The organism is Streptomyces sp. NPDC059582 (genome assembly GCF_042735715.1).
Classification (GTDB): domain Bacteria; phylum Actinomycetota; class Actinomycetes; order Streptomycetales; family Streptomycetaceae; genus Streptomyces.
Window position 1 is genome coordinate 1 of record NZ_JBHWCC010000039.1, and the last position, 26,043, is coordinate 26,043.

Genomic DNA, 26,043 nt, shown 5'->3' on the forward strand with positions numbered 1-26,043 from the left:
CCGGTCGAACGCGTCCCCGGGCCGGCCGAGGTCGGCCGGCCCGGGGCGGCCGACCTCGGCGGGGCCGGACGCCCGGCCGTCGGCGTTCGGGGCGAACGGAACAAGCGCGACCAGCAGCGCGGCCAGGGCCACGCCGGCGCGGTGCAGGAGTCGTCGGGGGCGGTCTCGTCGCATTGTCCGATCGTCGGGCGCCCGGCGGCCGCGCCCGGCGAGGCGGCCGCGCACCCGCCCCAGGTTCCGCCCAACGGCGGCAGGCCGGGCCACCCGTACGGTCCAACCCCCGTGGTGGCGGCCCCCGCCCGGGTGGAGGGTCGAAGAACGACGGGAAGCACGGGAAGCACGGGAACGACCAGACGAGACGAGGTACGGCAATGACCCAGCAGTCTCAGCCGACGTGGGACAGCACGCACCGCAGCACATCCGCCCCGGGCACCGGTGCGAACACCGGCTGGGTCACCGGCGGGGTCGCCTTCGCGGGCGTCCTGATGCTGCTGACCGGTGTCCTGGCCATCTTCGAGGGCATCTCCGCGATCGCGAAGGACGACGTCTACACCCTGGTCGGCGACTACGTCTACAAGATCAACCTCACCGGCTGGGGCTGGATCCTGCTGATCGTGGGCGTCGTGGGCGTCGTCGTGGGTGCGGGCGTCCTCAAGGGCGCCGCGTGGGCGCGGATCGCGGGTATCGCGCTGGCCGCCCTGAGCATCATCTTCCACTTCATGTTCCTGCCCTACCAGCCGGTCTGGTCGGTCATCGTGATCGCCATCGACATCTTCGTGATCTGGGCTCTCGCCGCGTACCAGCCCAGGGGACGGGACCGGACCGCCTGAGACAGGGCCGTACGACACACCCGAACCGCGGGACGCGGCGCGGCGCGGCGCGACGCACACATCGGCGCGTCACGCGCCACGCCCAAACCAACCCGGCGCGCACCTCGCACACATCAACGCATCGACGCATCGACGCATCCCACGCTGGAGGAGACATGGCCGGTCACCGGGCGCGCCGGGCCACGGGCGCGGTACTGACAGCGGTCCTCGCCACCGTGCTGGCCGGCTGTTCCGACGACACCGGCGCGTCCTCCCCGGCGAGCAAGGCCGCCTCCGCACTGGAGTCGGCGGGCGCCCGGGCCACGGACGCGATCTCGTCGATCGCCGCGCAGGCCTCGGAGGCGATCGCGTCGGCGACGGCGGAGGCGGGACGCAGGCTCGACGAGGTCAAGGACGGCATCGACGTCAAGGACGACGTACGGCTGGAGGCTCCGGCCACCGACGCCGACGGCCGCACCACGGTCGGGTTCACGGTGCGGAACACCGCGGACTCCGCCAAGTCCTTCGCCGTCCAGGTCGTCTTCAGGGACTCCGGCGGCAAACTGCTCGACACGGTCGTCGTCACCGTCTCCGACGTGGCGGCCGACGCGTCCGGCACCGGCACCGCGCGCAGCACCCACAAGCTGTCCGGCGAGGTGAAGGCGGAGGTCGGCAAGGCACTGCGGTACTGATCCCGCGTACGGCCGCGCGCAGCACGACGCACGCGGCACGTCGGTCCGGCGGTCGGCGGGTCGGGCCATCCACAGGGACGGGTCAGGCCATCCAGAAGAAGACGGCCGTCATCCGCTTGTCCGCGGGCGTCGTACCGGCGTAACCGGTCGCGCTGTGCACGAGGTTGGCGCTGTACAGCAGCAGCCGGTTGTACCGGTGCGGTACGCGTACGTCCTCCTCGAAGGCGTCGGGCGCGACGAACCGGGTGCCGAGGGCCTCGACGAGGTTGTCGTGCGGGGCCTGGACGACGTTGCCGCCGAGCCGGCCCCCCGGCAGCGACTGCCGGTAGAAACCGGTCCCGCAGTCCTCGGGGACGCCGGGGTTGAGGTAGAGCACGGCGGCGTACCGGCACAGTGCCCGCGAGTCGGTGTGCGGCCGGGGCGTGCTCTCCCCCTCGCCGACCATCTGCACGCAGTTGTGGTTGAGGGTGCCGCCGCCGGATGCCCGCTGCACCCACAGCTCCTTCGCCCCGGTCGCCTCGCGCACCAGCCTTTCCACCCGGGCCAGTTCACCGGGCTCCAGGCCGGGCGTGGTCCGCAGCCCCGGCCAGGTCTGCGAGGTGTACGGGTATCCCTTGACCCAGTCGTCCTTGGCGAGGCACCGCTCACGCACGGCGTCGACGTCGGGCAGGACGTCGTCCAGTACCCAGTAGTCACGGCCCTTGGTGGGCTTGCGGTAGGGGAGGACGGGGAGCGCCGTGGGGACGCGACGGGACTGTGGGGGCATGCGGCCGAATGTAGGCCGGGGGCCCGTCTGGACTCTCCCGCGAACCGGTCTGGACTCTGCCGTGAACCGGTCAACACTTCGTCAACGGCGGCCGCCCACCACATCGTCGAGCCGATCATCTTTGCCATCTCTTTACCTCGGCTAGAGGTTGTCACCGGCCCCGCGTCCGTACTGAAGTGCGTCCGACCCGTTCTCCGCTCTGCCGGCGGTGGACACCCCCGACCGGGCAGGAGGCACGGTGCGCTTTTCGCGGAACACGATGGGAACCGTCTTCGTAGGCGGTGCCCTGAGCTTGACACTCGCCGCGCTGGCATACCCCTCGATGCTGGGTCTCAGCACGGTGTCGAGCTCGCCCACACGGATCATCGCCCAGACCCAGTGGGGGCCGTTGACGGAATCGGACCGGGACTTCGTGGTCAAGGTGCGCGCGGCGGGCCTGTGGGAGTACCCGGTCGGCCAGATCGGCTTGCAGAAGGGCCAGTCGAAGGCCGTCCTCACCGCGAGTCAGCACCTGATCGACGGGCACGCGGCGCTGGACACCACCTGCCGGAAGATCGCCCCGATGCTGAACATCACGCTCCCCAACGTGGCGAGCCCGCAGCAGCAGGGCTTCGTCAACCAGCTGAGCGCGGACACCGGCAAGCAGTTCGACGTCGACTTCGCCAACATCCTGCGCATCACGCACGGCTCGATCTTCAACACGGTCGCCAAGATCCGGTCGACGACGAAGAACACGCTCGTGCGCGCCCTGGCCGACCAGGCCAACGACACGGTCCTGGACCACATCACGGTCATGGAGAAGACCGGCCTGGTCGACTTCGACCAGGCCCTCTTCCAGCAGACCACCCCGCCGAAGCTGCCCGCCGACGACATGACCCCGCCGCCCCCGCCCGTGGGCCAGCCGGAGGTGATCCTCACACCGCCCCCGAACGCCACCTCCAGCCCGGTCGCCCTGCCCACGGGCGGCTGAGCCGCGAGCGGGAGACCGCGCGCGGCGCTACGCCAGCCACACGGTGGTGTCCGGGCCCAGCGCCCGTCCGTCGTCCGCCAGGGGCGCGCTGCTCAGCAGCGTCTCCCCGGGAGGCAACGGGACGGGCGCGCCCGTCAGGTTGGTGACGCACCGCCACCCCTCGGAGCGTGCGAACGCCAGCACCCCGGGCGGGGTGTCCCGGGTCCAGGTCAGGTCCTCGCCCTCCAGCAGCTTGCGGCGCAGCCGCAGGGCCGTGCGGTAGAGCTCCAGGGTCGAGCCCGTCACGCCGTCCTGGGCGGCGACGGCGTACGCCGCGAAGGACGTCGGCTGCGGCAGCCAGGCGCCGCCCGCCCCGAAGCCGTACGACGGACCCGTCGTCGCCCACGGCAGCGGCACCCGGCATCCGTCACGGCCCTTGCGGACGTGGCCCGTCTGCTCCCAGACGGGGTCCTGGAGCACTTCGAAGGGCAGGTCGGCGACCTCCGGCAGGCCGAGTTCCTCCCCCTGGTAGAGGTACGAGGACCCGGGCAGCGCCAGCATCAGCAAGGTCGCCGCCCGGGCCCGGCGCAGCCCGGTGTCCGGGTCGACGGCGGGTGCGTGGCCGCCGGAGAGCAGCCAGGTGTTCTCGTCGGTGCCCGGCGGGAGCGCCAGCCGCGAGGCGTGCCGCACGACGTCGTGGTTGGACAGCACCCAGGTGGCGGAGGCGCCGACCGCGTGGGCCGCGGCGAGCGAGCCGGCGATGACCGCGCGCAGCTCCTCCGCGTCCCACCCGGTCTGGAGGTACTCGAAGTTGAAGGCCTGGCCCAGTTCGTCCGGGCGGGCGTACAGCGCGCGCCGGGCGCCCGGCACCCAGGCCTCGGCGACCGCCGTGCGGGGCGGCGAGTAGGCGTCGAAGATCTTGCGCCAGTCGCGGTAGACCTCGTGGACCTCGTCGCGGTCGTAGTAGGGGTGGCTGCCGGGCGGCAGGCGGTCGAGGGCCTCCTCACCGGTCGCGCCGACGGCGCCGACGTCCCGCAGCGGCTCGGTGAGGTCCTTGGTGAGCGCGTGCGCGACATCGACCCGGAATCCGTCGACCCCCCGGTCGGACCAGAACCGCAGGGTGGTGCGGAAGTCGGCGCGGACCTCGTCATGTCCCCAGTTCAGGTCGGGCTGCTCGGCGGCGAACAGGTGCAGGTACCACTGCCCGTCCGGGACCCGCCGCCACGCGCTGCCGCCGAAGACGGACTGCCAGTCGGTGGGCGGGAGTTCGCCGTGCGCGCCGCGCCCGTCGTGGAAGACGTACCGCTCGCGGGCGGCGGATCCCGGGCCGCGGCGCAACGCCTCCTGGAACCACGGGTGCAGGTGCGAGGTGTGGTTGGGCACGATGTCGACGATCACCTTCAGGCCCAGCCGGTGCGCCTCGGCCACCATGGCGTCGAAGTCGTCCAGGGTGCCCAGGCGCGGGTCGACGTCGCGGTGGTCGGCGACGTCGTAGCCGCCGTCGGCGAGTTCGGAGGGGTAGAAGGGGCTGAGCCAGACGGCGTCGACTCCGAGGGCGGCGAGATGGGTCAGGCGGTCGGTGACACCCCGGAGGTCGCCGAGCCCGTCCCCGTCGGCGTCGGCGAAGCTGCGGGGATAGACCTGGTAGACGACGGCCTGGCGCCACCAGTCGGGGTTCCTGGAGGAGAGGTCGGGCAGTTCGGGCACGCGGTCTCCCTTTCGGGCGTGGTCGGGCAACACCTTCAAGCCTGTCCACATTGCCCGGAAGGCGAACGTTCAGACCGTCCGGAAGAAGCCATTCCTTGTGTGGTGGAAATGTGACTAAGCCTGAACGGCCTTTATATAGGCCCAGGTTGACAGCGTTCCGGGCCGACATCCACGATGGGCTCACGCTGTGGCACATGTGACCAATGAGCCCAGTGTTTCTTCAGTTCCCGATCCTTCGGCTACTGAGTCATGACCCCATGCACACGCCAAGAATGGGATACGCATGTCCATAGCGAGACACATCGCCGCGCGCCGCCTGCTGGGGACGGGCGCCGCGGCGCTCGCCCTCTGTGCCGCCTCCGTCGCCTCCGCCTCCGGCGCCTGGGCCCACGGCACGCCCGGTGGAGACGGCTGGAAGTCCGGCGGCACCTACAAGCCCGGCACCGGCGCGGGCAAGGAGACCGGGACCGACCGCTGTCAGTTCTCCCTCGACGGCTCGAACTTCTACGACTCCGTCCGGGTCGACGACCAGAACCTCAAGCCCACCGCGGACGGCAAGGTCCACATCACGGTCCGCACCGCCGGCGACGCCGCCACCTGCACGGCCTCCCTCGCGTCCTACCTCGCCCACGGCGCCACCTTCGCCACCTCCGGCGAGCAGGTCTTCACCGACTTCGACACGGTGACCGTCAAGCCGGGCGCGTCCGACACCCTCGACATCGCCGTGCCCGACGCGGGCTGCTTCGCGCAGATCGACCTCTACCGCGGCGCGGTCAGGTTCGACGGCAAGCTGGACGCCAAGGACGGCTTCGAGCACGGCGAACTGCCCAAGGGCCCGGACCGCCCGGTCATCAAGGACAAGCTGATCGCGGCCTGGAACGGCGGCACGAAGGACTGCACGGCCACCGAGACCCGGCCCCCGGCTCCCTCGACCCCGGCCGCCTCCACCCCGCCCGCGGACGAGACGACCCCGCCGGCCGCCGAGACCACCCCGGCCTCGTCCGAGCCGTCGGACACCCCGGTCGCGTCCGCGTCGACCACCGCCCCGGCCACCACGCCGAACGGCGGCGGCGACGACCTCGCCGAGACCGGCGGCGGCGGCGACACCGGCGTCATCGTCGGCGGCGCCGCTGCCCTCCTGGCGGGCGGCGCGGCGATCGTCATCGCGACGAAGCGCCGCCGCACCGTGCGTTCCTGACCCTCCCGAACCCGTCACGAGCGCCCCGGCCCCGCAGCACGAGGGGCCGGGGCGTCCGTGCGCCACGGGCCGGACGGCCCGCGACGGCCGGACCGGCTCGCTACGGCCGGTCGCCTTCCACGGCCGTCAGCCACAGCCGCACGTACCGCGCCACGTCGACGTCCAACGCCACGTCCACCAGCGCCTGTTCGCGCGCGCCCTCGTGGATCTCGGACTCGCCGGGACGCGGCCGGCGGTCGACGATCGTCTGACCGCGGGACGGGCCGGGAGCGAGGGAGACCTCGACGGGCAGCAGCCGCGTGCTGATCCCGGCCGGGTCCGCGACCGCGCAGACCGCGCCCGCGTCACCGAGCCCACCGCCCGGGTCGTCCCCGTCGGTGCCGTCGGGATCGGGTCCCGACGGCCGGTGGGCCAGCAGGTCGCCGGCCAGCCGGGCGCCCGGCTCCGTACTGGCGCGCAGCCGCCGTACGTCGGCCCCGGGCACGACGACCCGCTGGAACACGTCCAGCCCGTACATGGTGATCGGCACCCCGGCGGTCAGCAGCACCGCCGCCGCCTCCGGGTCGTGCCAGACGTTGAACTCGGCGACCGGCGTGGCGTTGCCGGTGGCCACCGCCCCGCCCATGAACACGATCCGCTCGATGTTGCGGGTCACCTCGGGATGCGTACGCAGCAGCAGCGCGATGTTCGTCAGCGGTGCCGTCGGGATCAGCGTGACCGGGCGCGGTGCGGCGAGGATCTCGCGGCGCAGCAGCGTCACCGCGTCCACGTCGGCCGGCGCCCGGGTGGGCGCGGGCAGGCCGAGGTCGCCCATCCCGTCCGCCCCGTGCACGTGCCGCGCGGTGCGCACCTGCTCGACCAGCGGGCGCTGCGCGCCGCGCGCCACCGGGATGTCGGGGGCGCCCGCCCGCTCCAGCACCGTCAGGGTGTTGCGCACCACCCCGTCCACGTCGGTGTTCCCGGCCACGCAGGTCACCGCGCGCAGGTCGATCCCCGGGTGGCGCACCGCGAACAGCAGGGCCAGCGCGTCGTCGACGCCGGTGTCGCAGTCGATGATCACGGGGACGGTCCGGCCGTTCGGCATCAAGGCTCCTCTCACCGGGCCCACGCAGACCCACGGAACCGACCCTACGCAGCCTCCCCGCCCCGCCACCCCCCGCCCCGCGACCCCCGCCACCGGCCCGGCGCCGGGCGCCACCCCGGCCCCGCCACCCGCACCGGACACGGACCCGCGCCCGGCACGCCTCACAGCCCGCACCCCGCACCCCGCAGCCGTACGACCACCGGCCGGGCGCCCGGCGCCCGCCCCCGGACACCGCCGCGCACGGCACCACCCCCGCCGTCCCGGACCGCCACCCGCACCACGATCCGCTCCACCGGCCCGGCACCGGGCAGCGGCTCGCCACCCGCCCCTCAGCCGTACGACCGCCGGCCCCGCACCCGCATACCGCCGCGCACGACACCCGCCCCGCCGCCCCGGTCCGCGCGCCTCCGGGTCCTCTCCCGGCCCCCGTCCCGCTCACCCGTACGGCCCGCCGCGCTGGTGCCCCCGTACCCCCGGTGTTGCCGTGAGAGGACGGCCCCTCGACGCACCCCTGGAGGCATCCCGATGTCCCGCGCCCGCACCGTCCTCGCCTCCGCCCTCAGCGCCGTCACGCTGCTGTCCACGTCCGGCTGTCTCAGCGCGGACGAGGGAGCGCCCCACGCCCCGATCGTCGCCCCCTCCTCCGCGGCCACCTCCGCGCCCTCCGCGCACGCCTCCGGCGCCTCCTCCGCCCTCACCGTCGCCCAGGCGGCGGCCGCCCTCATCACGGACACCGACCTGGGCGGCCCCTGGATCCCGACGGCCGGCGTGGCCACCTGGCGGGACGGACTGCTGAAGGCGACGACCGCGGCGGCCGGGTGCCAGCGCCTGCTCGACTCCCTCTACGCCGACGAACTCCTCGGCGCCCCGGGCCTCGCGGTGACCGGCCTCGACGACACCGACAACGGGGCGCAGCTGCGCTACCAGGTCTCCGCCCAGCCGCAGGCGGCCGTGGCCGAGGCGCTGGCCTGGCTGAAGACCGTGCCGCAACAGTGCGCGCGGTTCACGGCCACGGCGACGACGGGCGCCGTACTGGACGTCCAGGCCTACGACGCGCCGCTGCCCGAGGTGGGCGACGCCCGGCAGGGGCTGCGGGTGACGGTGACCGCGGTGACCGGGCCGCAGGGCCAGACGCTCGACGCCGACCCCACCACCCTCTCCCTGGACGTGGCCGTCGTCCGGGTCGGCGAGGACGCGTTCGCGCTCACCAACGGCGGCATGGGCGACGTGCCGAACGACGCCACGCAGGCGGCCGTACAACTCGGCGCCCAGCGCCTGGCGGAGGTCCGCAGGCAGGGCCGGGCCCAGGTCTGACGCCTGCCGCCGCTCGCGGGGCTCAGAGCGGTGGCTGCGCGGGCGCCGGTCCCAGCGTCGTCGTACCGGGAGCCGTGCGGTGTCCGAGCCCCGTCCGGTACGCGTCGAGGGCCGCCTCCACCCGCCCGGTGCGGCGCAGCAGGTCGCCTAGCATCCGGCACAGGTCGGCCAGGTCGCCGGCGGCTCCGGCCCGCTCCAGCAGGCTCAGGGCACGCACATAGTGCTCCTCGGCCGCCTCGGTGTCGCGGGCGTCCTCGGCGATGATGCCGAGCAGCCGGTGCGCCCCCGCCGCGTGCACGGCGCCGCGCTCCGGCGAGAGGTCGCCGAGGACGTCCCGCAGCAGGGCGGCGGCCTCCTCGGACTTCCCCCGTCGGTGCAGGACGTCGGCGAGCTCGACGGCGACCTGGCTGCTGTAGAGGGCGGCGCGCTTGGCGGCGAGCATCGCCAGTGCCTCGCGCAGCTCGCCCTCCGCCCGCTCCATGTCGCCGTTCTGCGCGGAGACATAGCCGCGCATCCAGTGGCAGTTGGCGAGCTCGGTCCGGATCTGCAACTGCCGGTAGAGCTCGGCGGCCTTGACGAGCGAGGCGTCGGCCTCGGCGATCCGGCCCTCGGCGAGCAGGGTGCGGGCCACCGACCGGTGCATCCGGGCGACCAGCGCGGGATCGCCGACCTGGGGTGCGAGGGCGAGGGCGAACTCGGCGGCCTGCGCGGCGCGCGCGTGGGCCCCCATGTCCATGTAGGGCCCGATGACGGAGGCGTACAGCAGGAGCAGCGCGTCGGGGTCGTGCAGCCCGCCGCGGTTCAGCTCGTCGAGGGTGGACTCCAGCAGATAGACGGCGTAGCGGAGTTCACCGGCGAGGTAGTGGGAGAGGGCCCGGCCGCGCAGCGCCGGGACGCGCGCGGGCAGCGGGTCCTCGGCGAGGCACGCCTCCGCCCGTTCGAAGTACTCCCGGGCACTGACCAGGTCGCCGGTCTCGATACCGCACTCCCCGAGCCCGAGCAGCGCGGTCGCCTGCACCTCGGCCGGCCCCTGTGCCTCCGCCTCCGCCAGCAGGTCGGAGTACCGCCGCGCCGCCTCCTCGGCGTCACCGGTGGCCAGGGTGCGCTGGGCCTCCGTCAGCCGCAGCCGCAGATCGGTGACGAGCCGGGCGGAACGTCCGGTGGCCAGCTCCCCGAAGTCGACCCCGAGCCGCTCGGCGATGTACCGCAGCGCCTCGTCGGAGGGCCGCACCCGGCCGGCCTCCAGCGTGGAGATGTAGGCAGGGGTGTACGTCGGCTCGGCCAGCTGACGCTGCGTCAGGCGCCTTTCGCTGCGCAGCCGTTGCACCCTGCGCCCGATGACCTCGGGCTCGTCTCTGTCGCCCACGCGCCGACTACCCCCAACTGACCCTGGACCTCTTGCCGTTCGACCATGACACGCCCTAGGTTAAACCGCGAATTAAACATGCTTAACACTTCACTGTCGTCGTTGCGAGGTCGCCGTGCAGGGACGCACATCCGAGCGGTACACCAGGGGTTTCGCCGCAGCCGTGCTCGCCACGGTGACCCTGATCCTCGCGGCGAACGCGGGGCCGGCACGGGCCGCGGAGGAGAGGCCGCGGGTGGTCGGGCCACCCGCGAGCGCACCTGCCGCACCCCTCACGCCCTTCTCACCAGCCTCTTACTGACCAGTTCACCCTGATGTCAGGACCGTGACCTAATCTGCGCATTCTGATTCCACTTTCGTTCCGGGGGGTTCGAAACATCGTGCGCAGACGCACTCTTCCGGTCGCGACGGCACTGGCCGTCCTCTTCGGCTCCGTCGCGCTGATCGCGACCGGAGCGGGGTCGGCAGCGGCCGACTCCAGCGCTCTCCTGCCCCTGAGGTCGACCGGCGACATGGTCGTCGACGGGGTTCACCACCGGGTCTTCATCAGCGACCCGACCAGCGGTCAGGTCGTCGTGACCGACTACGCGGGCACGGTCGTCGCGACCGTCGGCTCGCTGCCCGGAGTCCGCGGCCTCGAACTGTCCGCCGACTCCTCCACCCTCTACGCGGCCGTGGGCGACGCCGACGCGATCGTGGCCATCGACACCGCGAGCGCGACCGAGGCCCACCGCTACTCCACCGGTACCGCGGACCCGCAATACCTCGCCCAGGCGGGCGGCAAGCTCTGGTTCGGCTATGGCGGCGCCACCAAAGGCAACATCGGCTCGCTCGACCTCAGCGGCGCCGGCCCCGTCGTCGACCTCGCCCAGGCTCCCGTCAACTCCTGGTACTCCGCGCCGATCCTCGAGGCCTCCGCCGCCGCCCCGGACACGCTCGTCGCGGGCGCGGAGAGCCAGAGCCCGGTCGTCCTCGCGGTGTACGACGTCTCCTCGGGCGCCCCGACGCAGACCGCGTACGCCTTCGACCCGGGCGACACCGGCGGCGGCAACCTCATGGACATGGCCATCACGCCGGACGGCAGGGACGTCGTCACCGCCAGCGGTGCCCCGTACTACCAGGCCGTCTACAAGCTCACGGACCTGTCCAAGGACGGCAAGTACGTCACGAACACGTACCCGAACGCGGTGGACATCGCCCCGAACGGCGACATCGCGGCGGGCACCGACTCCTGGTACGAGCCGGACGTCCACGTCTTCAAGCCGGGTTCCTCCCTGCCGCTGCGCGAGTACGAGTTCGGCAGCAGCACCGGCGGCAGCTCCTCCGACACCCTCGCCGCGCGCGGCCTGGCCTGGGCGCCGGACGGCAGCAAGCTGTTCGCGGTGTCCCGCGACAACGCGGACGCCTACTCGCTGCGCGTCTACGACGACCCCGCCAGGACGGCCGCCACCCTGACCGCCGCCGCCCCGGCCACCGGCACCCGCGGCAAGGCGCTGACCGTCACCGGCAAACTGTCGTCGACGGCCGCGTTCCCCGCGGGCACCGAGGTCGCCGTCACCCGCACCGACGACGAGACGCCGGCCGGCAAGGCGCTCGGCACGGCCACGGTCGCCGCCGACGGCTCGTACTCCCTCACCGACACCCCGCCGGCCGGCGGCACCGTGAAGTACACCGTCACCTACGCGGGCGACGCCGACCACACCGGCGCGAGCGCCACGGACTCCGTGTCCGTCGCCAGGACCGCGACCACGGTGACGCTGGACAACGCGGGCAAGGTCTACGGCTACAACGGCACCGTGACGTTCACCGCGCACCTCGGCGCCACCTACAAGAACCGCACGGTGGAGATCTGGGCCGACCCCTACGGCTCCGACAAGCCCGACGCCCTGGTCAGGAAGGGCACGGTCGACTCCAGCGGCAACCTCACCGCCACCGTCCACCTGACCCGCGACACCAAGTTCACCGCGAAGTTCACGGGCGACACGCGGTACGCGGCGAAGTCGGTGACCTCCACCGTCTACACCAAGGTGCAGGTCTCGACCTCCGTCAGCGGCGCCTACCGGACCGCGTGGGCGTGGAACGAGACGTACGCCTACTTCCACCGGTCCAAGGACCCCGTCATCAACACCACGATGACGGCCTACAAGGGCCGCAAGTACCAGCTGGAGATCCAGGAGTTCTACAAGAACGCCTGGCACACCACGTACGCCGAGTACTGGGCGCTCGCCTCCAACGGCAAGGACTCGGTCGTCCTGACGGGCACCCCGCCCACCGGCGTCCGCTACCGGATGCGCTCGAACTACATCGACACCAAGTCCGGTGACAACGTCAACGCGACGACGTACGGCGGCTGGAAGTACTTCACCTTCACCAAGTGATCCGGTGGGCGCGGAGGTTCGGTTCCGTTACCCCTGCGCCTGCAACTGGTGCAGCTGCCGCTGGACATGGCCCAGCGCACCCTCGCGCCGGCCGGGCACCCGGCCGCGCAACTCCGCGAGCGCGGGCCCGAGTTCCCGGGCCCGCGCCGTGTCACGGATGCGCCCCCACTGATGGTGGGCCCGGTCGACGGCCGCCTCCACCGCCGGCGCGTCCGCGGCCTGCCCGGCCGCCAGCCGGCTCCCGGCCACCGCGAGCCACGTACGGCAGCTGCGCTCGGCGTCCCCCGCGAACATCGCCAGGTCCGCCCGGACCTCGGCCCAGTGCAGGGCGTTCTCCGAGGCGGGCCCCTGCGCCAGCACGGCGGCCTGCTCCCAGCGCGCGGCGAGCGCGTCGGCCTCGGCGTGTCTGCCGGACTGCACGGCGGCCGTGATCGAGGCGTGCGGATCACCGGTCACCGGCGCGTGCGCGGCCAGCGCGACACCGCCCGACTCGCCCTCACCGGTCAGCCTTCCCCACGCCTGCAGGTGCAGCTGCTCCAGTGCCGGCCGGTGTCCGCTGCGCAGGATCGTCGCGACCGCCTTCATGTACGTCGGCGCGGCCACCGCCCGCCGCCCCGGCGGCGGCGCGATCCGCCCGTAGACGGCGTTGTTGGGACCGCAGTCGAGCGGCGCCGTACGCAGGTGCTCCCAGGTCTCCGCGTCCGCGTGCAGGTCGAGCACGAGCGTCGTCGCGCCGGGCGCCCGCAGCCGCAGCTCCTCCCGGAACCAGTGCCAGGGGAACGCCGTGTAGCGCACGGTCGCCGGCGTGGTGCGCGCCAGCGCCAGATGGGGCAGGCGCTGACGGCGGTCGAGCTGGAGCTGCCCGGTCACGAACACGGTCAGCGGACCGGGGGCCGCGGCGGCCGCGCGCAGCCGGGTGAGCACCGCCTGCGGCTCCAGCGGATCGGCCAGCTCGACGACGTTCGCGGTGTCCGCCCCCGCCAGCACGGCGGGCGGCACGGCCGCGAGCACGGGGAGCACGGACGCCGCGTCCACCAGACACCCCTTGCCCACGGGCGAGGCCGCGAGCAGCAGCACGGTTCCGGGCATGGTCCCTCCCCTGTCGATCACCTACGGCAGCACCGTAACCGCTGCGGCTGCAAAGGGGGGTGTCAGGACAGCGAACCTCCCTGTACCGGGGTTTCGCCGGCCTTCGTACGCGGGCGTACGGCGAAGACCGTCGTGTCGTCGACGAGACGCCCCCCGCTGTGCCGCAGGGTGCCGTCCCGGACGAGGGTGACCAGGCGGGCGGGGGTGGCGGTGCCCGGGTCCGCGGCCACCGCGCGGGTCACCTCGTCGACGAGCGGGTAGAACATCCCGGCCGTGTCCCGGGCCTCCGTCACCCCGTCGGTGAACAGCAGCAGGGTCTCGCCCGGTTCCAGGGGCACCCGGCGCACCGTCGGCCCGTGGTCGCCCACGAGGTCCCAGAGGCCCAGCGGCAGCCCGTCCCCGTCCGGCAGGGCCCGTACACCGGCGGGTCCGACGGCCAGCGGCGGCTCGTGGCCGAAGACGGCCATCTCCACCACCGGGGGCCCGGCCACCGGGAAGCCGAGCAGCACGGCGGTGGCGAAGCGGTCGGCGTCGTCCCGGCCGAGGGCCACGGTGCGCCCGCGGTGACGCAGCATCCGCGTCTCCAGGTGCGCGGCCACCGTCGCCAGGTCGGCCTCGTGGTACCCCGCCTCCCGGAACGTGCCCAGCAGCGCGGCCGCCACCTCCACCGCGTACAGCCCCTTGCCCTGCACGTCGCCGAGGAGCACCCGGGTGCCGTACGGTCCGGGCTGGATGTCGTAGAAGTCGCCGCCGACCCGGGCCTCGATGTCGGCCGCGAGGTAGGCGGCCGCGTGGTCCAGGCCGCCCCAGCCCGGCGGCAGCGGGCGCAGCACGGTCCGGCGGGTGGTCTCGGCGATGTGCATCATGTGCACCATCCGCAGCTCGCCCCGGACCCGGACCACGCAGGCCAGGACAGCGAGGATGCCGCCCACGACGACGAGGATCAGGTCGGGCAGACCGGTCTGGTACTGGTGCGGCCAGGCGCTGTCCACGCCGAGGTACGTGACGATCGCGAGCACCGCGAACACGGCCGTGCCCCACACCCCGCAGATCGCGGCGGCGATGCCGGGCACGAGCACGATCCAGGAGATGGTCCGGAACTCCCCGCCGGTGTTGAAGTCGGCCACCGCGATGCCGACGAGCAGCGCCAGCGGCGGCAGCCAGGCGACACTGTGGCCGCGGACACGCAGCAGTTCGGGCCGGGCCACCACGTCGTCCCACCCCGCCCGGGGATACCGGACGGGTGCACGCCGACGTCGGGCACCGTCACTCACGGTGCCCAGCGAAACACGGGGGTGGGCCCGCTGCATCTCCGCCGACTTGCCGACCACCCTCCCCAGGTGTGCGCTGGTAGCGGGGGCGACGAGAGAGAGGAGCGCTCTCATGGCTCATGCGGCACCCGCGCAGGGAACGCGCGCGAACCCGGACATCCTCGGTGCGCGGGCGCACCAGGCGGCGAACTGGGCCGGGCCCGTCGTACTGGGGCTCGTCTACGGCTACTGGGCAGCGGCCAACCGACGCAGCGGCGGACCCATCACGGGCTGGAACCTCCTGTTCGGCTTCGTGACGGTGATCGCCTTCATCGCGCTTTACATCGGTGTGCGCGCGCTCGCCCCGCACATGAAGCGCGAGGTGCACGCCCTGCTGTGGACGGCCTTCGCGGGCGGCGCGTTCGGCTTCCTGTACAGCCAGACCGGCGCGAGCGTCCTGCGCGCCGTGGGCATGTCGCTGGCGGTCTCGGTGGCCGTGTTCGCCGTGCTGTTCTACCGCTACTACACGCACGAGGACGCGCAGGGCCACCGCCTCTGACGCCCCTGGACGGCGTGTGGGCCCCGGTTGTCGCCGGGGCCCACACGTTTCCCTCATCCCTCCGCTCACCGGGCGACGGGGGTGAAGTCCCGGCCGCCGGGTGAGGATCCGGACGTCTCTCTCCAGGGTGACCGCCACCGCCGTGCCTCCCTCGGACCAGGGCCTCCGTCGGTCACGGGGCACCCTCGGACCAGGGCCTTCCCTCGACGACGGGGCACCCTGGAACCAGGAAACACCCGTCCAGGTGAACCCTCCACCGGAGAGCGGCCCGCCCGGTTGCGCCCGGGGTCCCCGTTCGGCTCGACCTGTGCACCCATCCGCAGTCACCCCGCTCGCGCACCGCGCCTGCGGCCCCTTCCCTGGAAACGTGTCCCCACAACTCCGTGCCGCCCTGTCGGCCGTGCTGATCGCGCTGGCGTGCCTCCTGGCACCGTTCGGCACGCTCGCGGCCTGGGCGTCGTACGGGCTCGCGGACACGGGCCGGTACGTCACCGCGATGGCACCTCTCGCCGCCGACCCGGACGTGCGCGAGGCGGTGGCGGACACCGTCGGCGCCGGCATCATGCGCGAGGTCGACCGGCGGGGGAGCGGGGTGCGCCCGATACGGGGCACGGTGGCCCCGTTCGTGCACGACGCGGTGCGCTCGTTCACCCGCACCGAGGCCTTCCGCACGGCCTGGGACGAGGGCAACCGGGCCACCCACGACGCCGTCCTGCAAGCCCTGCGGGGCGAGCGCGACCGGATCGTCACCGTCGACCTCGCCCCGGTCACCGCCCAGGTCAAACACCGTCTCGCCGTCGAGCACATGCCGTTGGCCAACCGCATCCCGGTCCAGCACGCCGAGGTCGCCGTCCTCGCGGCCGAAGACCTTGGCCGGCTCCGAAAGGGGTACGGCGTGCTCGAGGTCGCCGGCTTCTGGCTCCCCGTCGCCGCCTGCGTCTTCGCCGTCGCCGGCATCGCCCTCGCCGTCCGCCGCCGCCGCGCGGTCACCGCGGTCGCCCTCGGCACGGCCGTCGGCGGCGCCCTCCTGGTCCTCGCGATCGCCCTCGGCCGCCGACTGACCCTGGCCGACCTGCCCGACGAGGTCTCCCACCCGGCCGCCGGCGCGGTCTACGACGCCCTCACCTCCACCCTCCGCACGGCCGCGTGGCTCCTGCTGGCCCTGGGTCTGACGGTGGCGGCCGCCGCCCGGATCGCCCGCCTCCTGCGCGCCCGGCGCCGGCGCGCCTCGGCGACGAACACCCCGGCCCCTCCCCGGAAGCCGAGCCGCGCCCGGGTCTGACAACCTTCCCGCCACGTCCGCCGTCTTTGAGGGAGGATCCGGACATCCACCCTCGAACGAGAGGCCGGGACTTGGACACCGCGACCGCCGAGTGGACCACCGGCGGTGCCACGCCCCCACGGCGCAGCGGGCGGCGACGGTTCGGCATCGGCTGCGGCGGGCTGCTGCTCGCCGGAGTGAGCGCGGTCGTCGGTTGCCGGCTCGCCGACAGCGACGGGATCACACCGGTGCCCCAGCTGCTCGCCTTCCTGCCCTGGCTGCTCGTCCCCACCGGCGCGGCACTGCTGCCGGCGCTGCTCGGCCGGTGGTGGACCGGCGTGGTCTGGGGCGCCGTCCTGCTCGGGCTGCTGGCGTGGTTCATCGAGCCGTACGGGAGCACCGACGCGCCCGGCGGCGCCCCCGTCGTCTCGTTCCGCGTGCTGACCTCGAACGTCGAGTTCGGGCAGGCGACCGGCGCGCTCGTCGGGGCCGTCCGGCGCGAGCGGCCCGACGTGGTGTTCGTGCAGGAGTGCGAGTACACCTGCCAGGCGACGCTGACGGACACCTTCGGGTCCGTCTACCCCTACCGGCAAGCCGTCGAGGCGGGCGGCTCCACGGGATCGATCGTCCTCAGCCGCTTCCCCCTCAGCGGCACGGGCGGGGTCACCGGCACGATGGGCATGCCCGGTGCCGTCGCCGACGTGCGCGGTCACGCCGTACGCCTCCAGCTCGCCCACCCGATGCCCCCGCTGCCCGGCCAACTCGACCTCTGGCGCCGCGAACTGGGCCGCCTGCGCGACTTCGCCGCCGAAGGCGGCGGGACACCCACCGTCCTGGCCGGCGACTTCAACGCCTCCCAGGACCACGCCGCCTTCCGCCGCATCCTCGACACCGGCCTGCGCGACGCCGCGCGGCTGGCCGGCGCGGGCCGCACCCCGAGCTGGCCCGCCCCCACCGCCCCGGCCGCCGGCGCCCAGATCGACCACGTCCTCGTGTCGCCGGACTTCTCCGCGGACCGCGCCCGGTTCCTCGGCCTCCCCGACACCGACCACCGCGCGCTGCTCGTCGACATCACGCTCCACCAGGCCTGACGACCGGGCCGGGCGCTGATAATGAGCGCATGTCCCGAGAGTTCCCCATCGGCCTCACCCCGCCCGACTGGCTGGTCCGGAACCTCCAACCCCAGCAGGCCCCCGTCAACCGCCCCGCCGCCGCCCGCGCCGCCGTCGCGATGGCCCTCCCGCTGGCCGTCGGACTCGCGCTCGGGCAGCCCGCCTACGGCGCCCTCGCCTCCATGGGCGCCCTGTCCGGCGTCATCAGCGACACCGCCGACGCCTACCGCATGCGGATCCTCAACATCGCGATCCCCCAGCTGTTCGGCGCCGTAGGCATCACCCTCGGCACCTTCGTCTACGGCCACGGCTGGCTCACCGTCGCCACCGTCACCGGCCTCGCGCTCGTCTCCGGGATGATCTCGACGATCGGTGCCGTGGCCTCCGTGTCGGGCCTGCTCCTGCTGCTCAACTCGGTGGTGGGCGCGGGCCTGCCCATCCCGGGCGACTGGCGGCTGGCCCCGGCCCTGATGACCGGCGGCGGCCTGCTCGTCCTGCTCCTGGCCCTGCTCTCCTGGCCGATGCGCTCCGGGGTGCCCGAGCGCGGCGCGGTCGCCGACACGTATCGCACCGTCGCCGCCCTGCTCGCCGCGAGCGGCAGCGACGTAACCGGCGCGTACGAGGAGGCCCGGCACACCGTCACCCAGTCGCTGAACCAGTCGTACGACGTCATCCTCGCCCGCCGCACCCGCCACCACGGCCACAGCCCCGAACTCACCCGCCTGCTGGCCCAGCTGAACGCCATGACGCCGGTCGTCGAGGCCGCCCCGGCCGCCCACCAGAGCGGCAGGGCCCTGCCGCCGGAGATCCCCCGGGCCGTCCTGCGCCTCGCCCGGGCGGTGGAGACGGGCCGCACCGGCCCGACCGCGCTCGACCTCCCCGTCCCGACCGACGAGACCGGCCGGGCCATCGAACACGCCCTGCGCCACGCGGCCGAGGTCGTCGCCGCTCCGGACGTGGACCCGCGCGGCATCGACGACCGCCTCGGCCGCCCCGCAGCCCTGGGCGTCCGCGCCGCCCGGGCCGCCCGCAACGTCACGCTCTCCGCCGCGTCCTGGCGCTACGGTCTGCGGCTGGCGCTGTGCATCGGCCTCGCCCAGGTGCTCGTGTCGGTCGTCCCGGTCGCCCGCTCCTACTGGGTCGCCCTCACCATCACCTTCGTCCTCAAGCCCGACTTCGGCTCCGTCTTCTCCCGGGCGCTGCTGCGCGCGCTCGGCACGGTGGCCGGACTGGTGGTCGCGGCGGCGGTCCTGGCGGAGGTGCCGCGCGGCTGGTGGGACGTGCCGACGATGATGCTGCTGGCCCCGCTGATCCCGGTCCTCACCCCCCGCGGGTACGGCTATCAGACGGCGGCCATCACCCCGGTGATCCTGCTCCTGTCCGACATCCTCAACCACCTGGGCACGGCTCTCCTCCTGCCCCGCCTGACGGACTCCCTCATGGGCTGCGCGATCGCGCTGGTGGCCGGGTACCTCCTGTGGCCGGAGAGCTGGCACACCCGCGTCGGCGACCGGCTGGCGGACGCGGTCGCCGACACCGCCGGCTATGTCGAGTGCGCCTTCCTCGACACCACCGACCCCGCCGCCCGCGCCCGGATGCGCCGCCGCCTCTACCGCGACCTGTCCGTCGTCCGTACGGAGTTCCAGCGCGCCCTCACCGAACCGCCGCCCACCGGTCGACGCGCCGCCGCCTGGTGGCCGCTGGTCGTCGCCGTGGAACGCATCGTGGACGCGACGACGGCGGCACGGGTCCGCGTCGCACACGGCTGCGCGCCGCCGTCACCGGCCGAGGTGTCCCAGGTCGCGCTGCAGCTGAGGGAGTTGTCCGAGGGCGTCCGGGAGGCGGAGACCCTGGTCGCGGTCCGCACAGACCTCGCCGGACCGGCCGACAGCGTCCTGGAAGGGGTGCGCCGGGAAGTGGCGACGGCCCGGGCGATCGCGACCCCGCACTGAGCGCAAGGTACGTTCTGCCTCGGCCACGATGGGGTGCGGTAGGCGCGAATCCGCCCCTGCCCAAGATCACCAACAGTGGCCGCTAACCTTACGTGTCCGTCCTGGCCAGGGATTGACGGGCATCAACTCACGCGAAGGGTTGCGCGCATGGGCATTCTGAACCTCCTGCGGAACGCATTCGGCCGGCCACGCAAAGATCGTGCCGCCGAAGCAGAGGGCGCGGAACGGATTCCTTCGCAGGAGACGGTCCCCGCCCAGGAACCACCCCGGGAAACCGCGGCGACCGCCCAGGTCCCCGAGCCCCGCACTTCGTCCGAACAGGACGAACAGAACGAACACGATCTGGTGTCGGCCGCCTTCGACAACGTGAGCGTCCCGAGGCAAACCCCTCCGAACCCCACGAAGACGGGTCCCCTGGAGGAAGCGACCGAGGCGAAGCCGGCGGCTGAGGCGGTAGCTCCGGCGGAGCGGGTGACCGAGTCCGAGACGGTCGCTGAGGCCCAGGCCGAGCCGGTGGCTGAGGTTGGAGCCGAGGCCGTGGCTGACACGGCGACGGAGTCCGCGACCGAGGCTGAGGCGGAGCCGGCGACCGAGGCCGAGACTGAGCCGACTGCGGAGCTCGTGGCCGAGACTGAGCCCGTGGCCGAGGTTGAGCCCGCGCCGGAGTCGGAGCCCGTGGCCGAGGCGGAAACTGCGCCGGAGCCCCTGGCCGAGGTGACGCCGGAGCCGGTGGCCGAGGCTGAGGCGGAGCCGCAGGCCGAGGTCGTGGCCGAAGCGGCGGCGGGTACCGGGCCGGAGGCCGCGACGGCGGCGGAACCGGCAGCTGAAGAGCCGACCGCCGAGGTCACACCCGAACTGGAGCCCGAGCCCGCGGCCGACCAGCCGCAGGCGGAGGAGCCGCAGGCCCAGGAGCTCGTCGCGGAGGAGCCCGCCGCCGAGGCGCTCCGGGCTCAGGCGCCCGACGCCGAGGTCGCCCCCGAGACGGAGCCCGTGGCCGCCCCCGAGCCGGTGGCCGAAGCGGAGCCGGTCGCGGCGGACGTCGCCGCGGAACCGGAGCCGGAGTCCGAGCCCGTGGCCGAGACCGCGGAGCCGGTCGCGGCGGACGCCGCCCCGCAGCCGGAGCCCGTGATCGAGCCCGCGGCAGACATCGTCCCGGAGCCGGAGACCGAGTCCGAGCCCTCGGTGGCCGCCGGGCCCGTGGCCGCCGTCATCCCGGACGCGGAGCCGGAGTCGGTGCCGGAGCCGGTGATCGAACCCGAGGTCACCGCCCCTCACCTCGCCACCGCCCACAGAGCGGCCACGGCCGCGCTCGCGAAGAACGACCTCACCGGCACCCGGGCACGGCTCTACCTCGTGCTCGACCGCTCCGCCTCCATGCGCCCGTACTACAAGGACGGCTCCGCCCAGGCCCTCGCCGACCAGACCCTCGCCCTCGCGGCGGCCGTCGGCGCCGGCGCCGCCCCCACGGTCCACGTCGTCTTCTTCTCCACGGAGGTGGACGGCACCGCCGACCTCACCCTCGCCGACCCCGAGAACAAGATCGACGAGCTGCACGCCTCCCTCGGCCGCATGGGCCGTACCAGCTACCACGCGGCCGTGCAGGAGATCGTCACCCACTACGAGAAGTCCGGCACGACGGACCCCGCCCTCGTCGTCTTCCAGACCGACGGCGCCCCCGACGCCAAGACCCCCGCGACCCAGTCCCTCACGGACGCCGCGAAGAGCCACCCCGCCCTGTTCTTCTCCTTCGTCGCCTTCGGCGACCCGGAGAACAAGGCGTTCGACTACCTCCGCAAGCTGAAGACCTCCAACGCGTCCTTCTTCCACGCGGGCGCGACCCCGCGCGAGCTCACGGACGCCGAGCTCTACGAGGGCGTACTGGCCACCTGGCGCCCGTGACCTCGTGACCCCGTACCACCGGCCGCCCGCTTCCCAGCCCGTAAAACGGGAGGCGGGCGGCCTACCCATGTCGGCTACGATTTCAAGGTTCACTGACGACCAGAGAACCACGATCGTCACCCCGCGTAGCGACTTGGGAGCAGCCCGCGATGGCTCGACACCTCATCACCAGCGCCCTTCCGTACATCAACGGGATCAAGCACCTGGGCAACATGGTGGGGTCCATGCTCCCGGCGGACGTGTACTCCCGCTACCTCCGCCAGCGCGGCCACGACGTCCTCTACATCTGCGCGACGGACGAGCACGGCACCCCGGCCGAACTCGCGGCGAAGGAGCAGGGCCTGCCGGTCGCCGAGTTCTGCGCGCAGGCGCACGACGCGCAGAAGGCGGTCTACGACGGCTTCGCGCTGGCCTTCGACTACTTCGGCCGCAGCTCGTCCGACGAGAACCGCGAGATCACCCAGCACTTCGCCCGCAAGCTGAACGAGAACGGCTTCATCGAGGAGCGGGCGATCCGCCAGGTGTACTCCCCGACCGACGGCCGCTTCCTCCCGGACCGCTATGTCGAGGGCACCTGCCCGCACTGCGGCTACGACAAGGCCCGCGGCGACCAGTGCGAGAACTGCACCCGCGTCCTGGACCCGACGGACCTGATCGACCCGCGCTCCGCGATCTCCGGCTCGACGGACCTGGAGGTCCGCGAGACGAAGCACCTCTTCCTGCTGCAGTCCAAGCTCCAGCACGAGGTCGAGGCCTGGGTCTCGCGCCACGAGGCCGACTGGCCGCAGCTGGCCTCCTCCATCGCCCGCAAGTGGCTGACCGAGGGCCTGCACGACCGCGCGATCACCCGTGACCTGGACTGGGGCGTCCCCGTCCCGGCGGACACCTGGCCCGAGCTGGCGGCGGAGGGCAAGGTCTTCTACGTCTGGTTCGACGCCCCGATCGAGTACATCGGCGCGACGAAGGAGTGGGCGGCCGGGAATCCGGAGGACCGGGACTGGAAGTCCTGGTGGTACGACGTCGACACCGACGTCCGCTACACGGAGTTCATGGCGAAGGACAACGTCCCGTTCCACACCGTCATGTTCCCCGCCACCGAGCTGGGCGTGCGCGAGCCCTGGAAGAAGGTCGACTACGTCAAGGCCTTCAACTGGCTGACGTACTACGGCGGGAAGTTCTCCACCTCCCAGAAGCGGGGCGTCTTCACCGACCAGGCGCTGGCCATCCTCCCCGCGGACTACTGGCGTTACTTCCTGATCGCCAACGCCCCGGAGTCGGACGACTCGTCCTTCACCTGGGAGCACTTCACGGCGACGGTGAACAAGGACCTGGCCGACACCCTGGGCAACTTCGTCAACCGGGTACTGTCCTTCTCCCGCAAGCGCTTCGGCGACGACGTCCCCGCGGGCGGCGAGCCGGGCGCGGCCGAGACGAAGCTCGGCGAGGAGATCGCGACACTCCTGGCCGACTACGAGTCGCACCTGGAGAGCCTCCAGTTCCGCAAGGCGGCCGCCGCCCTGCGCGCGCTGTGGTCGGCGGGCAACTCCTACCTGGAGGAGAAGGCCCCCTGGCTGGAGATCAAGACGGACAAGGACGGCGCGGCCCTCACCCTGCGCACGGCGATGAACCTGATCCACCTCTACTCGGTGGTCTCGGAGCCGTTCATCCCGTCGTCGTCGGCGACGATGCGCGCGGCGTTCTCCCTCGCCGACGACACGGCGGCCTGGGTCACCGAGGCCGAGGCGAAGTCCCTCACCACGGTCCCCGCCGGCACCCCGTTCACGGTCCCGCCGGTGCTGTTCGCCAAGCTCACGGACGAGGACCTGGAGACCTACAAGGAGCGCTTCGGCGGCGAGCCCGCCTGACCGAACGCCTCACCGAACGCGTCCTGACCGAACGCCTCACCGAACGCGTGAGGGAACGCGTGACCGAACACCGGACCGGACACCTCGCCTCACGGTCCGCCCGGTCCTGACCCGCCGTCCGGCGGTGCACCCAGGGCCCGGCGGACCATGAGTGAGACGACCCCAGCGCCGACCAGCCCCGTGACGCCGATGACGGCACCGGGGCGCAGCCAGACGCCCAGGGCGCCGAAGGCGCCGATGCCGACGCCCTGGACCGTCATCAGACCGCTGCTCTGGACCGTGAACAGCCGCCCCCGGTAGGCGGGTTCACTCGCGTCGAGGATCAGCGGGTCGAGTCCCTGGTTGCAGGCCATGCCCGCGCCGGAGAGCGCCAGCAGGGCCGCCGCGACGGGCACGGACGGGGTCAGCAGGAATCCGGCCAGGGGGAGCTGGGACAGCAGCACCAGCGGGGTGACCAGACGGCGCCGGGTGGCGGCCGGCAGTCGTACGAGGGTGAGGTCGCCGGCGACCGTGCCGACGGCGTACCCGGTGAACAGGGCGCCCGCCGCGGTCGCCGCGGCGCCCGTCTGCGCCGTGTACGCCACGGCGAGCCCGTCGCCCACCGCCGAGAAGCCGGGAACGGCCCAGGTCAGCAGGATCAGTCGGCGCAGCGGGCGGTGTGCCATGAGGTGGCGCAGTCCCTCGCCCGAGTCGCGCACCACGGAGGCGAGGGACTTCCCGCCGTCCGGAGCGCCGGCCGGTGTGGCCGGGGTGCGCAGGCCGATGAGCGCGGCCGAGACGAGGAAGCTGGCCGCGTCGGCGGCCAGCAGCCACAGCGGGCCGATCGCGGCGACCGCGACGCTGCCCAGGGCGAAGCCGGAGACGACCGCGGTCTGGCTGATCGTGCGCAGCATCGAACGGCCGGTGGGAAACGTCTCCGCGTCGAGGAGATACGCCAGGCTCGCGGCCCTGGCGCCCTGGAAGAGCGGGGCGACGAACCCGGTGACCAGCAGCAGCCCGAGCAGGGCCGGGACCGGCAGCCCCGGGATCAGCATCGCCGCCACACAGACGCCGCTGAGCAGGTCGCAGGCGACCAGTACGGGCCGGGGCGGGAAGCGGTCGGCGAGCGCCGACAGGACGGTGCCGCCGAGGGCGTAGGGCAGGAATGAGCAGACCAGGACCAGCGCGGAGAGCAGCGCGGACCCGGTGCGCTCGAAGACCAGGATCGACAGCGCGACCTCGGCCGCCAGGGTGCCCGCCATGGACACCGCGTGCGCGGCGAACACCGCGCGCATCCCCGGCACCCGCAGCACCGCCCGTACCCCGGACGGCGGGGAGGAGGGGATCGTGGAGGTCACGGAGTCGGTCACCAGCTCTCGCCCGGGTCCCGCCGGGCACGGGACGAGGTGACGGGCACTTGGCCCGGGCCCGGCGGGACCGTTGTTCGGATGGGGTCCTGCCTGTGTGCTGCTACGGGTCTCAGTGGTTGTGGCGCATGACGCTCACCCCTTTCCTCCGTCGACGGGTTGTGCGGACTCGCTCCGCTTTCGGACCTGTCTCACAGGTCCGGCTGAGCCTCACGGAGCGACATCTCCAGACGGTGCAGTCCGTGCTCGGTCACGTTGGGCCGGGGCTCCGGCTCGGTGACGAGGCGGGCGTTCGGGTAGCGGCTGCCGAGGACGCCGAAGGCGTGCCGGGCCACCTGGAGCGCGATCTGGGCGCCGAGGCAGGCGTGCGGTCCCCGGCCGAAGGAGAGATGGCGGTTGGGCGTCCGGTCCCACCGCAGGGTGTCGGGTTCCTCGAACACGGCGGGGTCCCGGTTCGCCGCGCCGAGGAACATCGACACGATCTCGCCCTCGCGGATCTTCTGCTCCCCGAGCACGGTGTCCCGTACGCAGGCACGGCTCTCGACGTGCACGGGGCCCGCGTACCTGACGAGTTCGTTGACGGACTTGTCCGTGTCGACCGGGACGCGCCGCCGCGGCGGGATGCGCAGCAGCGTGAGCAGACCGATCGCCAGGAAGCGGCTGGCCGTCTGGAAGCCCGCCTGGAGCACGACACGCAGCGAGTTCAGCAGGACGTCGTGGTCGATGCCCGCCTCCGGCGCCCCGGCCCTGACATGGGCGGTGAACCCGGGCGGCAGCTCGGCGTCGAGCCACCCGCCGACCAGCTCCGTGAGCTGCGCACGGGCGGCGACACCGGGCTCGTAGCACTCGGGGCGCAGGCTCGCGTCCATGCCGTCGACGATGGTGTTCGACAGCGGTACGAACCACCGGGTGTCCGGCTGCGGCACCCCGAGCAGCTGGGTGACCGCCCGCAGGGTCAGCGGCTCGGCGACCTCGGCCACGAAGTCGAAGCTCTCCTGTCCGGCCACGTCGGCCAGCAGCGCGTCGAGCGTGGTGCGTACGGTGCGGTCCAGCAGTTCCTGGTCCACCGCCTTGAAGCCCTCGAGGAGCAGGTGCCGGATGCGTGTGTGTTCGGGCGGGTCGAGGGTCTGCAGGCTCAGCAGGGCGGGCGGGGTGTCCACGCCGACGCGCCGCCAGTCCTGGCAGAAGGTCTCGGCGTCCCGCAGCGCGGTGAGGGACTCCTGGTAGCCGGTGATCAGCCACGCGTCGATCTCGGAGTCCCACAGGACGGGAGCCTGCGCGTTCCACCGCCGGTAGACCGGGTGGGGATCGAGCAGGTGGTGCGGTTCGAGCAGACTGCGGATGCCGGGCTCGGTCACGCTCTTCCCCTTCCGCCGTGTGTCCAGGGTGTCCGGTGCGAACAGTGCCGGGTGGTGCGGGTGAGCAGTGGTGACGCTAGCGACCGCTT

At 73.2% G+C, this 26,043-nt stretch carries 20 protein-coding genes; 12 read left to right on the forward strand and 8 right to left on the reverse strand.

What is annotated here, in order from left to right:
• Nucleotides 1-371: 371 nt before the first annotated feature.
• Both ACFV0T_RS28430 and ACFV0T_RS28435 read left to right on the forward strand, forming a co-directional pair.
• Nucleotides 372-830, forward strand: coding sequence for a hypothetical protein (locus ACFV0T_RS28430; protein ID WP_385784960.1), 459 nt, complete (start codon nt 372-374; stop codon nt 828-830).
• Between the two features lie 155 nt (nt 831-985).
• The gene (locus ACFV0T_RS28435) at nt 986-1,501 is read left to right on the forward strand and encodes a hypothetical protein (RefSeq protein WP_385784963.1); all 516 of its coding nucleotides are present in this window, start codon (nt 986-988) and stop codon (nt 1,499-1,501) included.
• Between the two features lie 82 nt (nt 1,502-1,583).
• On the opposite strand, the gene ACFV0T_RS28440 is transcribed toward ACFV0T_RS28435, so the two are convergent.
• Complete coding sequence (locus ACFV0T_RS28440; protein ID WP_385784966.1) at nt 1,584-2,267, reverse strand: DUF6445 family protein; 684 nt, start codon at nt 2,265-2,267, stop codon at nt 1,584-1,586.
• Between the two features lie 259 nt (nt 2,268-2,526).
• Here ACFV0T_RS28440 and ACFV0T_RS28445 point away from each other — a divergent pair, with 259 nt between their 5' ends.
• Nucleotides 2,527-3,237 (forward strand): DUF4142 domain-containing protein, encoded by a 711-nt coding sequence (locus ACFV0T_RS28445; protein WP_385785158.1) that lies wholly within the window; start codon nt 2,527-2,529, stop codon nt 3,235-3,237.
• 27 nt (nt 3,238-3,264) lie between these two features.
• On the opposite strand, the gene ACFV0T_RS28450 is transcribed toward ACFV0T_RS28445, so the two are convergent.
• Complete coding sequence (locus ACFV0T_RS28450; RefSeq protein ID WP_385785161.1) at nt 3,265-4,914, reverse strand: glycoside hydrolase family 13 protein; 1,650 nt, start codon at nt 4,912-4,914, stop codon at nt 3,265-3,267.
• A gap of 292 nt (nt 4,915-5,206) precedes the next feature.
• On the opposite strand from ACFV0T_RS28450, the gene ACFV0T_RS28455 reads away from it, so the two are divergent.
• Nucleotides 5,207-6,121: an LAETG motif-containing sortase-dependent surface protein gene (locus tag ACFV0T_RS28455; protein ID WP_385784968.1), complete on the forward strand. Its 915-nt coding sequence runs from the start codon at nt 5,207-5,209 to the stop codon at nt 6,119-6,121.
• Nucleotides 6,122-6,221: 100 nt separating this feature from the next.
• Here the strand turns inward: ACFV0T_RS28455 and ACFV0T_RS28460 are convergent, their stop codons facing one another.
• Nucleotides 6,222-7,205, reverse strand: a complete 984-nt coding sequence (locus ACFV0T_RS28460; RefSeq protein ID WP_385784971.1) for a nucleoside hydrolase — start codon at nt 7,203-7,205, stop codon at nt 6,222-6,224.
• A 525-nt stretch (nt 7,206-7,730) separates the two neighbouring features.
• On the opposite strand from ACFV0T_RS28460, the gene ACFV0T_RS28465 reads away from it, so the two are divergent.
• A complete protein-coding gene (locus ACFV0T_RS28465) occupies nt 7,731-8,519 on the forward strand; it encodes a hypothetical protein (protein WP_385784974.1) in 789 nt (262 codons plus the stop codon).
• Between the two features lie 22 nt (nt 8,520-8,541).
• On the opposite strand, the gene ACFV0T_RS28470 is transcribed toward ACFV0T_RS28465, so the two are convergent.
• Nucleotides 8,542-9,885, reverse strand: a complete 1,344-nt coding sequence (locus ACFV0T_RS28470; RefSeq protein ID WP_385784977.1) for a tetratricopeptide repeat protein — start codon at nt 9,883-9,885, stop codon at nt 8,542-8,544.
• A 380-nt stretch (nt 9,886-10,265) separates the two neighbouring features.
• On the opposite strand from ACFV0T_RS28470, the gene ACFV0T_RS28475 reads away from it, so the two are divergent.
• Nucleotides 10,266-12,263 (forward strand): Ig-like domain repeat protein, encoded by a 1,998-nt coding sequence (locus ACFV0T_RS28475; protein WP_385784979.1) that lies wholly within the window; start codon nt 10,266-10,268, stop codon nt 12,261-12,263.
• Nucleotides 12,264-12,290: 27 nt separating this feature from the next.
• On the opposite strand, the gene ACFV0T_RS28480 is transcribed toward ACFV0T_RS28475, so the two are convergent.
• Both ACFV0T_RS28480 and ACFV0T_RS28485 read right to left on the reverse strand, forming a co-directional pair.
• Nucleotides 12,291-13,352: a hypothetical protein gene (locus ACFV0T_RS28480; RefSeq protein ID WP_385784981.1), complete on the reverse strand. Its 1,062-nt coding sequence runs from the start codon at nt 13,350-13,352 to the stop codon at nt 12,291-12,293.
• 62 nt (nt 13,353-13,414) lie between these two features.
• Complete coding sequence (locus ACFV0T_RS28485) at nt 13,415-14,560, reverse strand: PP2C family protein-serine/threonine phosphatase (RefSeq protein ID WP_385785164.1); 1,146 nt, start codon at nt 14,558-14,560, stop codon at nt 13,415-13,417.
• Between the two features lie 175 nt (nt 14,561-14,735).
• On the opposite strand from ACFV0T_RS28485, the gene ACFV0T_RS28490 reads away from it, so the two are divergent.
• The 6 genes from ACFV0T_RS28490 to metG all read left to right on the forward strand — a co-directional run bounded on the left by ACFV0T_RS28490 (nt 14,736) and on the right by metG (nt 23,250).
• Nucleotides 14,736-15,161 (forward strand): hypothetical protein, encoded by a 426-nt coding sequence (locus ACFV0T_RS28490; RefSeq protein WP_385784984.1) that lies wholly within the window; start codon nt 14,736-14,738, stop codon nt 15,159-15,161.
• A gap of 367 nt (nt 15,162-15,528) precedes the next feature.
• Nucleotides 15,529-16,443, forward strand: coding sequence for a hypothetical protein (locus ACFV0T_RS28495; RefSeq protein WP_385784986.1), 915 nt, complete (start codon nt 15,529-15,531; stop codon nt 16,441-16,443).
• A 71-nt stretch (nt 16,444-16,514) separates the two neighbouring features.
• On the forward strand, nt 16,515-17,513 hold the full coding sequence (locus ACFV0T_RS28500) for an endonuclease/exonuclease/phosphatase family protein (protein WP_385784989.1): 999 nt from the start codon (nt 16,515-16,517) through the stop codon (nt 17,511-17,513).
• Between the two features lie 29 nt (nt 17,514-17,542).
• Nucleotides 17,543-19,486, forward strand: a complete 1,944-nt coding sequence (locus ACFV0T_RS28505) for an FUSC family protein (protein WP_385784992.1) — start codon at nt 17,543-17,545, stop codon at nt 19,484-19,486.
• A gap of 639 nt (nt 19,487-20,125) precedes the next feature.
• Entirely contained in the window at nt 20,126-21,385 is a 1,260-nt protein-coding gene (locus tag ACFV0T_RS28510; RefSeq protein WP_385784995.1) for a VWA domain-containing protein, read from the forward strand.
• Nucleotides 21,386-21,534: 149 nt separating this feature from the next.
• Nucleotides 21,535-23,250, forward strand: coding sequence for a methionine--tRNA ligase (gene metG / locus ACFV0T_RS28515; protein WP_385784998.1), 1,716 nt, complete (start codon nt 21,535-21,537; stop codon nt 23,248-23,250).
• An 89-nt stretch (nt 23,251-23,339) separates the two neighbouring features.
• Here metG and ACFV0T_RS28520 read toward each other — a convergent pair whose 3' ends face one another.
• A complete protein-coding gene (locus ACFV0T_RS28520; protein ID WP_385785001.1) occupies nt 23,340-24,587 on the reverse strand; it encodes an MFS transporter in 1,248 nt (415 codons plus the stop codon).
• 200 nt (nt 24,588-24,787) lie between these two features.
• Complete coding sequence (locus ACFV0T_RS28525) at nt 24,788-25,954, reverse strand: cytochrome P450 (RefSeq protein ID WP_385785004.1); 1,167 nt, start codon at nt 25,952-25,954, stop codon at nt 24,788-24,790.
• Nucleotides 25,955-26,043: the final 89 nt, after the last annotated feature.